This window comes from Amphritea sp. 1_MG-2023 (assembly GCF_030547545.1).
Lineage (GTDB): Bacteria > Pseudomonadota > Gammaproteobacteria > Pseudomonadales > Balneatricaceae > Amphritea.
Map to the genome: position 1 here is coordinate 1 of NZ_JAUOQE010000001.1, position 12,719 is coordinate 12,719.

At 48.9% G+C, this 12,719-nt stretch carries 10 protein-coding genes; 3 read left to right on the forward strand and 7 right to left on the reverse strand.

Annotated elements, in window-relative coordinates:
* Nucleotides 1–214: 214 nt before the first annotated feature.
* The 6 genes from Q4488_RS00005 to Q4488_RS00030 all read right to left on the reverse strand — a co-directional run bounded on the left by Q4488_RS00005 (nucleotide 215) and on the right by Q4488_RS00030 (nucleotide 8,217).
* Nucleotides 215–1,465, reverse strand: coding sequence for a type II toxin-antitoxin system HipA family toxin (locus Q4488_RS00005; protein WP_303578389.1), 1,251 nt, complete (start codon nucleotides 1,463–1,465; stop codon nucleotides 215–217).
* Nucleotides 1,452–1,706, reverse strand: coding sequence for a helix-turn-helix domain-containing protein (locus tag Q4488_RS00010; RefSeq protein ID WP_303578390.1), 255 nt, complete (start codon nucleotides 1,704–1,706; stop codon nucleotides 1,452–1,454). The genes Q4488_RS00005 and Q4488_RS00010 overlap by 14 nt, the downstream gene beginning before the upstream one ends.
* A 215-nt stretch (nucleotides 1,707–1,921) precedes the next feature.
* Nucleotides 1,922–4,831 carry an aminomethyl-transferring glycine dehydrogenase gene (gene gcvP, locus Q4488_RS00015; protein WP_303578391.1) on the reverse strand — a complete coding sequence of 970 codons (2,910 nt, stop codon included), beginning with the start codon at nucleotides 4,829–4,831 and terminating at the stop codon, nucleotides 1,922–1,924.
* A 189-nt stretch (nucleotides 4,832–5,020) separates the two neighbouring features.
* The gene (gcvH, locus tag Q4488_RS00020; RefSeq protein ID WP_303578392.1) at nucleotides 5,021–5,410 is read right to left on the reverse strand and encodes a glycine cleavage system protein GcvH; all 390 of its coding nucleotides are present in this window, start codon (nucleotides 5,408–5,410) and stop codon (nucleotides 5,021–5,023) included.
* A gap of 71 nt (nucleotides 5,411–5,481) precedes the next feature.
* Nucleotides 5,482–6,786: a serine hydroxymethyltransferase gene (gene glyA / locus Q4488_RS00025; RefSeq protein ID WP_303578393.1), complete on the reverse strand. Its 1,305-nt coding sequence runs from the start codon at nucleotides 6,784–6,786 to the stop codon at nucleotides 5,482–5,484.
* 51 nt (nucleotides 6,787–6,837) lie between these two features.
* Nucleotides 6,838–8,217 carry an L-serine ammonia-lyase gene (locus Q4488_RS00030; RefSeq protein WP_303578394.1) on the reverse strand — a complete coding sequence of 460 codons (1,380 nt, stop codon included), beginning with the start codon at nucleotides 8,215–8,217 and terminating at the stop codon, nucleotides 6,838–6,840.
* A gap of 368 nt (nucleotides 8,218–8,585) precedes the next feature.
* On the opposite strand from Q4488_RS00030, the gene Q4488_RS00035 reads away from it, so the two are divergent.
* The 3 genes from Q4488_RS00035 to Q4488_RS00045 all read left to right on the forward strand — a co-directional run bounded on the left by Q4488_RS00035 (nucleotide 8,586) and on the right by Q4488_RS00045 (nucleotide 11,716).
* Nucleotides 8,586–9,221: a helix-turn-helix domain-containing protein gene (locus tag Q4488_RS00035; RefSeq protein WP_303578395.1), complete on the forward strand. Its 636-nt coding sequence runs from the start codon at nucleotides 8,586–8,588 to the stop codon at nucleotides 9,219–9,221.
* Nucleotides 9,222–9,590: 369 nt separating this feature from the next.
* On the forward strand, nucleotides 9,591–10,706 hold the full coding sequence (gcvT, locus tag Q4488_RS00040) for a glycine cleavage system aminomethyltransferase GcvT (RefSeq protein ID WP_303578396.1): 1,116 nt from the start codon (nucleotides 9,591–9,593) through the stop codon (nucleotides 10,704–10,706).
* 65 nt (nucleotides 10,707–10,771) lie between these two features.
* A complete protein-coding gene (locus tag Q4488_RS00045) occupies nucleotides 10,772–11,716 on the forward strand; it encodes a homoserine kinase (protein WP_303578397.1) in 945 nt (314 codons plus the stop codon).
* A gap of 81 nt (nucleotides 11,717–11,797) precedes the next feature.
* Here the strand turns inward: Q4488_RS00045 and Q4488_RS00050 are convergent, their stop codons facing one another.
* Nucleotides 11,798–12,682 carry a TraB/GumN family protein gene (locus Q4488_RS00050; protein ID WP_303578398.1) on the reverse strand — a complete coding sequence of 295 codons (885 nt, stop codon included), beginning with the start codon at nucleotides 12,680–12,682 and terminating at the stop codon, nucleotides 11,798–11,800.
* Nucleotides 12,683–12,719 lie beyond the last annotated feature (37 nt).

Sequence of the window (12,719 nt, forward strand, 5' to 3'; positions counted from 1 at the left end):
TCGGGGCTTTCAGAGAAGCAGGATCTCAGCGTTAACATTTTTCGACGTACAACCAGTATGCCTGTAACTGTTGCCTTTATCTCCAGCTTCTCTGTAAGCCAGAGGCGTAATTGACTTATTCGCACCTTCCCTAATATCCTGAAAGCCTTAATCTATGTATGTATACGCAAGATTGAGGTTTTTTATCGCTGCACAAATAGTTGAAGTAGGAAACTTAAGGTTCAAAATCAAATTTCTTTTTCTTCTTATACCGATAACCTTTCGGGTTGTAAGCTACGCCTTTAACAGCCATTACATTCGTCTGAATGGATTTCTTTAACCCAGTAAAGGTATCAATCTCAGCAGAGTTCTCAATGCTTTCCATGATGCCGTCAGCCAGTTCATGAATGATCACTTCTGGATGATAGATCTCATAACCCGGCACAGCAGAAGCAAGCTTAATGAGTGCTTTTTTATCAGGGAACGCTTTATCGTTATCCAGCTTTAAAGCCAACCTTTTATCAAGCGTAGGATAGATCAGCGTATGCGTAATATCGTAAGGCGGTGTTAAGCGGATATCGCTCAGATCGGCATTATATTGAAGGGCAAAGTTCTTCAGGTGGGCATCACCATTACCGATCAGGCAACTGAAGACGATATAGCGATACGCCAACTCAACCTGCTCTTTACTGTGTGTAATGCCTGCAACGACTTTAAGTAGGTTTTCATAGGAGCCTGTGTACTTCGCATCAAATGAATCGCCTTTCTTAAGCAGAGTGGTGAAATCCTCAAAGCCAATCTTTTCCCCCACTTCATCATAATCAAAGCGATCTATGACGAAGTTCTCTAAATTCTCTGACAGATAGAAATTTGGAGGATTCAGGCCACAATGTTTGGCGGCTGACATACACACAAACTCATTAACGGTCAGCAGATCCAATTCTTCATCAAAGGATTTCACGATGAAGTCCTTTTGATGAACGGAAGTCTTCGCTGAGTTAATCAATACTTTAGGCTGCACACCGGAAAGCATACCTTTTAAGTAATGTTTTTCTAATAACTGAGGAAAAAGGGCTTCCTGACTATCCCACTTTAGAACCTCGCTTAAAGTCGTTTCTTGAATGGTAGGTAGTTGGATCTCTGATTGGTAATTTAATTGGCCAATGCCGTTATCCATCTGTAGGGCCAACAGAAACATATCATCGACTTTAATATTTCTATTTAAACGAAAGAGTTTTTCATGAATGTAATGCCGCACATAGCCCTCAGGCAGGTTCTGGCGAAAGATAGGGTGTAGAGCACCGTATGTGATCACGCCCATCTTATCTTCTGAGCGTGCCATTGTCAGAGAGATGGCCGGACTCTCAACATCATCATAATTAAACTCGTGTCTGGCCGCTTTTTTCAGAATACCTGAATGAGTATCGCCAACCTGCACATCAATTCGGCTCACTTTTTCAGGAAAGTAATAATCAGTCTTCTCCATAAAGCCCCTCTATCTCATCAAAACGTGGTAATACGCGCTTTTTAGGTGAGATATCCAGCTCAAAGTCGAGCGCATCCAGATAATCTTCAAAGATGCGCAATGAACCATTAAACCGGCCATTTTCTATCTTCGAGATGATGGCCTGATCCAAACCAGACGATTCTGATATTTGTGATTGCGTGAATCCTTTCTCTTTTCGAGCCTTTGAAAGCTGTTTCCCTATTGCTTTTCTGCCAGCCATTTTATGACCATATATTCATATTTTTTTAAATTATGGTTGAATATGATTATATGGTCAACTTTAATGATTGTTGATATTAAAATATTCACCCCAGATACCATCGGCTTAGCTGAGATATCGGCCTTTAGTTTCCAACTTGAATTGTCGTTATCATAAAAAAAGGCCGCAGATAGCGGCCTTTAGTTTCCAACTTGAATTGTTGTTATCAACTAAATTCAGTCTTCCATGTAGGTTTCGATGCTGGGGCAAGAACAGATGAAGTTCCGGTCGCCATAGACATTGTCGATACGGTTGTTGGTTGGCCAGAACTTATTCTCGCGAGTTGCACGGTTCGGGAAAACCGCTTCTTCACGAGTGTAAGGTCGGTTCCATTCGTCTGCCATGATATCCGCTTGAGTATGCGGCGCACGGCATAGCGGGTTGTTATCGGCAGGCCATTGACCGTTCTGCACTTTATCGATTTCGGCTTTAATCTCAATCATCGCTTCGATAAAGCGATCGAGTTCAACTTTAGATTCAGATTCTGTCGGTTCGATCATCAGCGTACCGGCCACGGGGAATGACATGGTCGGTGCATGGAAACCGTAATCCATCAGACGCTTAGCGATATCTTCTTCTGAAACGCCGGACGCTTCTTTCAATGGACGGATATCGATGATGCACTCATGCGCCACTTTATTATTGCGGCCACGGTAGAGCACTGGGTAGTACGCCGACAGTTTCTCTGCCATATAGTTGGCATTCAAAATCGCGATCTGAGTTGAGCGTTTCAGGCCGGACTTACCCAACATCAAGTTGTACATCCAGGTGATCGGCAGAATCGATGCCGACCCATAAGGCGTTGCCGCTACCGCACCGTTGTCTGGATTCAATCCTTCAACGGGGCTTACTTTATGGCTTGCCAAGAACGGTGCTAAATGGCTCTTCACACCGATAGGCCCCATACCTGGGCCACCGCCACCGTGAGGGATAGCGAAGGTTTTGTGCAGGTTAAGGTGTGACACATCAGAACCGATCAGGCCAGGTTTAGAGATACCCACCTGCGCGTTCATATTGGCGCCATCCATATACACCTGACCACCATTTTTATGGATGATGTCGCAGATTTCGACGATATCTTCTTCATACACGCCGTGCGTGGATGGGTAGGTAATCATCAGGCAAGACAGATCATCTTTATGCTGTTCGGCCTTAGCGCGCAGATCAGCGACATCGACATTGCCCTTCTCATCACAGCGAGTAACGATAATTTTCATATCGGCCATCGCCGCAGAGGCCGGGTTGGTGCCGTGTGCCGAGGATGGGATCAAGCAGATATTACGCGCCCCTTCACCAATCGATTGCTGATATTTACGAATCGCCAGCAATCCGGCATATTCACCCGAAGCACCGGAGTTTGGCTGCAGTGACACCGCATCATAACCGGTGATTTCCACCAACTGCTCTTCTAATGACGAAAGCATTTTATGGTAGCCCTGCACCTGATCGGCTGGTGCGAAGGGGTGAATATTGGAAAATTCAGGCCAGCTCACCGGTATCATTTCGGCGGTAGCGTTCAGCTTCATGGTGCAAGATCCCAGCGGAATCATGCCGTGAACCAGAGAGTAATCTTTATTCTCTAGTTTCTTCATGTAGCGCAGCATATCGGTTTCGCTATGATAGCTGTTGAAGGTTGGGTGGGTGAGAATCGCATCGCTACGACGCATCTCAGCCGTCATACCGGTGGCGGCACCGGCAACGATCTCAGCATCCAGATCAGCAATGCTCAAGCCGTGACCGGCACCGAGTATTACATCAAACAGCTCGGCAACATCGCTTGGACGGGTGGTTTCATCCAGTGAGATACCCAGCTTATCGGCACCGATTTGACGCAGGTTACAACCAGCATCCAAGGCACGCTGATAAGCGTCAGCCGCAGTTTCAGGCAAGGTTAGCGTCAGGGTATCGAAATAGGTATCGTTAACCGCCACCCCTTTAGCTTTCAGGCCATTCGCCAGAATCGCTGTCAGGCGGTGGACTCGCTCAGCAATGGTTTTTAAGCCATCTGGGCCGTGATAAACACAGTAGAACGATGCCATATTGGCCAATAATGCCTGTGCAGTACAGATGTTCGACGTGGCTTTCTCACGACGGATATGCTGCTCACGGGTTTGCATCGCCATGCGCAACGCTTGATTACCATTGGCATCGATAGAGACACCGATAATCCGGCCGGGGACGGAACGTTTCAGCTTTTCGCTGGCGGCAAAGAAGGCCGCATGTGGGCCACCAAAGCCCATCGGTACACCAAAACGCTGTGACGAGCCTAACACCACATCCGCGCCGAGTTCGCCCGGCGATTTAAGCAGTACTAGCGCCAATGGGTCGGCCGCGACCGAAACCATCGCCTTCTGCGCTTTGGCGTTATCAATCAGTGATTTGATATCGGTGATATCGCCATAAGTGCTGGGGTATTGTAGCTGCACACCAAACACATCATGGTTATCCAGTTCGGTCACTGGGTTGCCAACCACAATCTCAAAACCAAAATATTCGGCGCGGGTTTTAATCACGTCGATGGTTTGTGGATGCACATCATCAGCGACAAAATATACATCGGTTTTTTTACGGTTAGAGCGTTTGCACAGCGTCATCGCTTCCGCCGCAGCGGTCGCTTCATCTAGGAGTGATGCATTCGCCAGATCCATACCGGTGAGGTCCATCACCATCTGCTGATAGTTCAGCAGAGCTTCCAGGCGGCCCTGAGCAATCTCAGGCTGATACGGTGTATACGCGGTATACCAGCCAGGATTTTCAAACACGTTACGTAAAATAACATTGGGCACCAGGGTATTGTGATAACCCATGCCGATGTAAGAACGGTTAACTTGATTCTGATCAGCTAGGCTGCGTAGCATCGCCAACGCATCGGCTTCTGATACGGCATCCTCCATGGTCAGCGCGTCATCCAGTCGGATCGAATCGGGCACCGTCTGCGTCATCAGTTCTTCGATAGAACCGACACCCAAATCAGCCAGCATCGCTGCCGTCTGCTCGGCATCCGGACCAATATGTCGACGCGTAAAGTCTGTCGTCTGCTGCAACACACTGAGTGCAGGGGTAGGAGTAAAATTATCAGTAGCCATTACAATAACCTGTTTAAACTGATCAGCCGTGTTAACGCCTGATCTGAAATCAAAGGGGTGCGGGATGCACGTATATCACCCCGCATTTGCGAAAAGATCTGACTGGGGGACATGACCGTCATTATCTCACACGACCCTGCTGCACAACACCGTCATAGCAGAATCGTCGATAACAACCGTCAAGACAACTCAGCTCTCTTCGGCAATCGTCGCCGCATAAGCATTGGCATCGAGTAATGCTTCAACTTCAGCGGTATCCGTCAGCTTAATCTTAACGATCCAACCACCCTCGTAAGGTTCGTTATTCACCATTTCAGGCTCATCTTCCAACGCTTCGTTAATGGCGATAACTTCACCACCCACGGGTGCATAGATATCAGACGCGGCTTTTACCGATTCAACCAGTGAGAACTCTTCACCCGCCGCCACTTCGCGACCCACTTCAGGCAGTTCAACGAAGACTACATCGCCCAGCAGTTCCTGTGCATGATCAGAGATACCCATCGTGACCGTTCCATCACCGTTATCCAGAACCCACTCATGGCTGGATGCAAAGCGGTAGTTAGTTGGAATGTTCATAGTCGTATGTCCCATATAATTAAGATCGGTCGCCCGACCGTTACAGTGAATATCAATACCGTTATTCGGTGTTACTTGTACAGTGGAAAGCGCTGACAAAGGGCTTCAACTTGCGCCTTAACCTCGGCTTCCACGGCAGCATTATCATCCGCATTAGCCACCAGACCATCGAGCACGTCGTTAATCAAATTGCCAATCAGGCGGAACTCTTCGGTGCCAAAGCCTCGTGTTGTTCCGGCTGGCGTGCCCAGACGGATACCCGATGTCACCATCGGTTTTTCTGGATCAAACGGAATACCATTTTTGTTACAGGTAATGCCGGCACGCTCTAGCGCCGCATCAACCACGTTACCGGTTAACCCTTTAGGCCGAAGATCTACCAGCATCAGGTGCGTATCGGTGCCGCCGGTGACAATCGCACAACCACGTTCAACCATCACACTGGCCAGTGCTTTAGCGTTATCGATCACCTGCTGAATATAGGTTTTAAATTCAGGTCGCAACGCTTCACCGAAAGCCACCGCTTTAGCCGCGATGACATGCATCAGCGGGCCACCTTGCAAACCAGGGAAAACCGCCGAGTTAATCTTTTTACCAATCTCAAGGTTATTGCTGAGAATCATGCCACCCCGAGGTCCACGCAGTGTCTTATGGGTTGTCGTCGTGACGACATCCGCATGAGGCAGCGGACTAGGATGTAAGCCTGTTGCCACCAAACCGGCAATGTGCGCCATATCAACAAACAGATAAGCACCGACTTTATCGGCAATTTCACGGAAACGGGCAAAATCAATTTCACGAGGAATCGCAGAACCACCGGCAATAATCATTTTTGGCTGACATTCGACCGCCAGCGCTTCAACCGCATCATAATCGATACGGTTATCGGTTTTAGACACGCCATACTGCACCGCATTAAACCATTTACCCGACAACGCCGGACGCGCACCGTGCGTTAAGTGACCACCGGCATCCAGCGACATACCCAGCACGGTATCGCCTGGTTGCAACAGCGCCAGCATCACCGCGCCATTAGCCTGTGCGCCAGAATGCGGTTGCACGTTGACAAACTCGCAGTTAAACAGCTGCTTGGCCCGTTCAATCGCTAAGCCTTCGGCTTTATCGACATATTCACAGCCACCGTAATAACGACGCCCCGGATAGCCTTCGGCATACTTATTGGTTAACACGGTGCCCTGCGCCTGCATCACCGCTTTAGAAACGATGTTTTCTGAGGCGATTAGCTCAATCTGATGTTCTTGACGGTGAAACTCTTCATTGACCGCCGCCATAATTTCGGCATCACGTGCCGCTAGATCTTGTGTAAAAAAGTCTGCACTCATCGCGTCACCGCGATACTCTTCAGTGTTCATCATATTGTTATTCTCTTGGGTCATTGGAGAGCGATTAAATTCAACTATTTCAAATCAGCAGGCAACGACATTGACCGCCAGCCCGCCCTGTGAAGTTTCTTTATATTTATCCTGCATATCGACACCGGTTTGACGCATGGTTTCGATCACCGAATCGAGCGATACATGATGCTGTCCATCGCCGCGCATCGCTAAACGCGCGGCGTTGATCGCTTTAACCGCGCCCATGGTGTTACGTTCGATACAGGGCACCTGTACCAAGCCTTCAATCGGATCGCAGGTTAAGCCTAAATTATGTTCCATGCCGATCTCGGCGGCATTTTCAACCTGTTCAATGGTACCGCCCATCACGGCACACAACGCCCCAGCCGCCATCGAACACGCCACGCCGATCTCACCCTGACAGCCGACTTCCGCGGCAGAAATAGAGGCATTTTTCTTGTATAACATGCCGATCGCCGCGGCGGTGGCGAGAAAATCGAAGATGCCTTGTTCATTCGAACCATGCACAAAGCGATCGTAATAGGCCAACACAGCCGGAATAACACCCGCCGCGCCGTTGGTTGGTGCTGTCACCACGCGACCACCCGCCGCATTTTCTTCGTTGACAGCAATGGCAAATAGATTGATCCAATCCATCACTGTTAGCTGATCTTTAAATGAAGCTTCTGGACTATTACGCAACTCGTTATAGAGTTCATTGGCGCGACGCTTAATGCCTAAGCCTCCGGGCAAGTCACCCTGCTGCTGACAGCCACGCCGAATACAGCTATCCATCACTTGCCAGATATGACGCAAGCCGGCACGGGTTGCCTCTTCACTGCGCCACACCTGCTCATTTTTCAGCATGATCTGCGCCACGCTCAAGCCACTGTTTTTACACAGCTGGAGTAATTCGATGCCGTTATTAAAATCATAAGGCAGTAGCACTTCATGCTCAGCGCTTGACGACTGATCGGCCTCGGCATCACTGAGGACAAAGCCCCCACCGACGGAATAAAAAATGGCGTCATGCAGTATAATACCCGCTGCATCAAACGCCTGAAAACGCATACCATTAGGATGTTTCGGCAATGTCTCGGCAAAATGGAACAACAACTCGGTGTCAGGACAAAAGCGAATCTGTCGTTGCCCTGCCAGCATCAGTTGCTGAGTTTGCTTAATCTGTTCGATCAACACCGGCACGCTATCGGGATCGACTTGATCGGGCACTTCGCCCAGCAAACCTATCATCACCGCCACATCGGTAGAGTGACCCTTACCCGTCATCGCCAACGAGCCATAAAGGCCGACTTTCACCTGTTCAACTTGAGTTAGCTGAGCACGTTGACTCAGCTCGTCGATAAAACGATTGGCTGCGACCATAGGTCCCACCGTATGGGAACTTGAGGGGCCAACCCCCACCTTAAAGAGATCAAATATACTTAAAGACACCGTCTCGTTGCTCCCATATCATCGTCATCGATACTCATGTTATGTCCCAAGCCAAGACTCAAGCCAAACATCCCCGTTAAAAAATCTCAGGTTAACCACGCTTCAGTTGAGTTAACCCGACCTTGATACATAGCGGCTTAAAAGCCCTATCAAGAACTGGATCGAAGATTAGCAGCGGGATTTCTCAAAATCAACAAAAAGTTTCCTATAAGAAACATATTCCACATAATATTCCAATCTCGATAAAAAAGGCGACTTTCCTTGCCTATAACGGTTGTGTAATATTATTGGAAACAGCAATCCTTTTCTTGCCAACCACGATCGATACGCAACAGCGCGTCACTGTATAGGTTTATGCGGAGCCCCCGATGCCAGACAAGCCCTCCTTTCTTCAGGAATCTCAACAACATCTCTCTGCAACGCAAAATAATGCAGAGGCGATGGTAGAACCCCTTGAATTAGGCAAGCGAGTACGGGAGATACGTCTGAGCCAAAAGCTGACGCTCGAAGAAGCCAGCAAGCTCACCGGATTGGCCCGTTCAACCTTGTCTAAAATAGAAAACGAACAGATCTCACCCACCTTTACCGCCGTGAATAAACTGGTGAAAGGCTTGGGTATCGATATCCCTCAACTGTTTACGCAACCGAAGAAGAAAACCCCAGGCAGCGGGGGACGCAGAGATATTACTCGCTGTGGCGAAGGCAAACCCCATCCGACCCCCACCTATGAACACGAAATGCTGGCCACGCAACTTTCCAGTAAAAAAATGATTCCGTTCAAAACCACCGTGCGCACCCACTCTTGGGATGAATATGAGGATTGGGTACGCCATGATGGCGAAGAATTTCTCCTCGTACTGAGTGGCAGTATTATGTTTTATAGTGAATTTTATGAGCCCATCGAACTGCACACCGGCGATAGCGCTTATTACGACTGTGAAATGGGCCATGCTTTAGTTTCAACCAGTACAAAAGATGCCGTGGTGCTTTGGGTAACCGCTTAACGGAGCCCTGCATCGATTCATCGGTGCCTCCTTCGATTTTAAGATTCTCGACGCCGCCTACTTAAGCGGCGACGATCGCCACGACCCCCATATCGTCGATTCAGGCCCCTCTCGGCAGCACTCCTGCGCATCAACATTGTCTCAAGACGACATCAACTAGCCTCAATGCGTAACTTTTTATTGCAAAATATTTCCTCTTAGATTAACTTTGTTTCCTATTGGAAACCTATTCTATTGCTAATCTATTCTATTGCTCTAGTTTCAATGTTACCGATGTCGCTTAATCTCGCTAGCTCGATATGAGTTCAATTAAGCCATGATGAGCGCAACAACATTCTGCTTAACAGCCTATCTATAATGGAGACACTCATGTCTGAACTGAACAAAACACCACTTTACAATCTGCATCTGGAACTGGGCGGAAAGATGGTCCCTTTTGCAGGCTTTGAAATGCCTGTTCAGTATCCGCTGGGGGTTAAAAAAGAACATATTCATACCCGCGAACAGGCCGGCCTATTTGATGTGTCTCATATGGGACAGGTCAAACTCAGTGGTGCGAATGCAGCCGCTGAACTGGAAAAACTGGTACCCGTCGACATTATTGATCTGCCTGTTGGCAAACAACGCTATGCCCTATTCACCAACGAGCAAGGCGGTATTATGGATGATCTGATGGTCACCAACGCCGGTGACTATCTCTATGTCGTGGTTAACGCCGCGTGTAAAGCTCAGGATATCGCACATATGCAGGCAAACCTTGGCGCAGGCGTTGAGTTGGAAGTCCTCGATGATCGTGCCTTAGTTGCCCTGCAAGGACCAAAAGCCGCGCTCGCACTATCACGCATCTGCCCCGCCGTTAACGATCTCGTGTTTATGGATTCCCGTCAAATGACCATTGATGGCGTGGAATGTTTCATCAGTCGTTCTGGCTATACCGGTGAAGATGGTTATGAGATCTCTATTCCTGCCGCTCAAGCCGAGCGCCTGTGTCGCCTGTTTATTGCTGAACCTGAAGTCGAGTTTATTGGCCTTGGCGCGCGCGATTCACTGCGTCTTGAATCTGGGCTGTGCCTCTATGGTCACGATTTGGATCAAAACACCACGCCGATTGAAGGCAGCCTCATCTGGGCGATCAGTAAATGCCGTCGTGCCGATGGCGAGCGTGCCGGTGGTTTCCCCGGTGCTGACAAGATCTTTGATCAAATCGCTAACAAAAACTATCGCCGTAAGCGTATCGGCCTCATCGCTCAGGGCAAAGCGCCGATTCGCGAAGGCGCTGAATTACAAAATGCCGAGGGCGTTAAAATTGGTGAAGTGACCAGTGGCAGCTTCGGTCCAACCGTGGGTGTCCCCATTGCGATGGGATATGTCGCAACTGAGTATGCTGTACTGGATACAGAAGTATATGCTCTGGTACGCGGTAAACAGCTACCAATGCGCGTGGCTAAAACACCGTTTATCGAACAACGCTATTACCGTGGCTAAATATAACGATCCTCAGCAGCAGCGCTTTAGATAAGCGCTGCCAAGCCAGCATAAAGGAACGAATGATGTCTGTTTATACACCCATCACTCATGAGCAACTTGAACGCTACCTGCAACAATACACTGTAGGCCAACTGATAGATTTTCAGGGCATCGAAGCCGGTGTTGAAAACACTAACTACTTTGTTACCACCACTCAGGGAAGTTTCGTGCTGACCTTGGTCGAATCGGTCAGTGATACACAGCTACCCTTTATTCTCGATTATATTGAACACCTAACTCAGCAGGGCATTGCCTGCGCTACCCCGATTCATTTGAACAATCAGCAACTGTTTGGTCAGCTTAATGATCGGCCTGCGGTATTGATGTCACGCCTCGATGGGGCACCACTCGACACCCCTAACGATCAACAGGCGAGCATTATCGGCTTAACACTGGCACAGATGCATCGTGCAGCAGAATCACTCCGTGCCGATCAGGCAATCCATATTCATCAGTGGTGTCATTCGCTGGGGGATAAGTTGATGCCTCATCTATGCGCTGAAGATCAACAGTTGTTGCAATACAATCTGCAACAGGCTGAATTAATTACTTGGGATCGTTTACCCAACGGGCCGATCCATGCGGATCTTTTTCCCGACAATGCATTATTTGATGGCGACAACCTGTGCGGCCTGATCGATTTCTATCATGCCTGTTCTGCGCCCTATCTTTATGACCTTTGTATCACTCTCAATGCTTGGTGTTATAACGAGACTGATGCGTCCTATGATTTCAATAAAGCCCTATTAATACTCGACAGCTATCAGAGTGTTCGTCCGCTAAACAACGATGAACAACGCAGCTTTGGCGCAATGCTGCAAGTGGCGGCGATGCGGTTCTGGCTATCCCGTTTACGTGATAGTCACTTTCGCAAAGAGGGTGAGGTTGTCACCCGTAAAGATCCAGACGGTAAACGCCAACTACTGAAGCTGCTCGGCGAGCATCAACGCCTACCAATGGCTAGTTAGCTAGGCGATTGACGCCTCGATTGCATCGCCGGTGTGATTCACAAAGCACGTAGTAAGACGACTTAATACGTGCTAACAACCTTACAGTAGGCGTTTCACTTGATATCCCGCCAACTGTAACTGCTCTATTAAGCCATCCTCACCGGCCAGATGGCCACTGCCCACCAGCACTAATTCGACCGGTCGATCGCGCAGCATATTCTTAATCTGTGGCATCCAATGCTGATTTCGTCCCACCAGTAGCGTCTGATATTGCGCCGGAAAATCCCGTCGCATATCATCCACAAGCAGATGTTCAAGCTCATCCAGATGCCCTCGTCGCCAAGCAGTGAGAATCTCATCGATCAATGCGGCCGACTCATCGAGTTCGTCTAACGACAAGCGCATAAAGGTTTCTTCATCGCCCTCACCCATTCGCGACAAAAAATCAATCTGCTGATCAACACTCTCTAAGCCAGACACCGGTTTACCCTGCTGCATGGCTCGTGTGTAATAAAAATCATCGATACCCTGTGCATCGACGCCCATCTGTTTCAAGTTGAGCATCGTTAGCGTAATCACAACCCCCGATGGACGTAACTCATTCAACACCTCAACCGGCAAGCCATAGTGTTGCCAGACGCTCTCGAGACGCTGATATAACTCGGCGGACAGTCGCTGAGATAAACCGGAGCCATCACCATAGCGAATCGCTTGCTGCATGCGCTGCTGTACTGCGACGCTTTGTAATTGCGCCAGATCCGTCTCGAACACTAAGCGGTCGGCACGCAAAAAGGCTCGATCGAATTCAACCGGCAAGGGATAATCTTGCTGACGTAACACATGCACGGTGCCTCCGAGATACAGCACATGATCGCCGTCACTCACCTGCCAAACGCTACTCCCAGTCTCGGCCGCAGCCGTCATCGCAACAACAGATAGACAGATTAGCGTCAAAAACCGCTGCACCTCTTGTATCAATCTCATGGCATACCTCTACAGTTTATCAACCGCGCATCACTCG

Coding starts and splice junctions, on each gene's coding strand:
- Q4488_RS00005 (WP_303578389.1), bottom strand. CDS start 1,465: ATGGAGAAGACTGATTATTACTTTCCTGAAAAAGTGAGCCGAATTGAT.
- Q4488_RS00010 (WP_303578390.1), bottom strand. CDS start 1,706: ATGGCTGGCAGAAAAGCAATAGGGAAACAGCTTTCAAAGGCTCGAAAA.
- gcvP (WP_303578391.1), bottom strand. CDS start 4,831: ATGGCTACTGATAATTTTACTCCTACCCCTGCACTCAGTGTGTTGCAG.
- gcvH (WP_303578392.1), bottom strand. CDS start 5,410: ATGAACATTCCAACTAACTACCGCTTTGCATCCAGCCATGAGTGGGTT.
- glyA (WP_303578393.1), bottom strand. CDS start 6,786: ATGATGAACACTGAAGAGTATCGCGGTGACGCGATGAGTGCAGACTTT.
- Q4488_RS00035 (WP_303578395.1), top strand. CDS start 8,586: ATGCCAGACAAGCCCTCCTTTCTTCAGGAATCTCAACAACATCTCTCT.
- gcvT (WP_303578396.1), top strand. CDS start 9,591: ATGTCTGAACTGAACAAAACACCACTTTACAATCTGCATCTGGAACTG.
- Q4488_RS00045 (WP_303578397.1), top strand. CDS start 10,772: ATGTCTGTTTATACACCCATCACTCATGAGCAACTTGAACGCTACCTG.
- Q4488_RS00050 (WP_303578398.1), bottom strand. CDS start 12,682: ATGAGATTGATACAAGAGGTGCAGCGGTTTTTGACGCTAATCTGTCTA.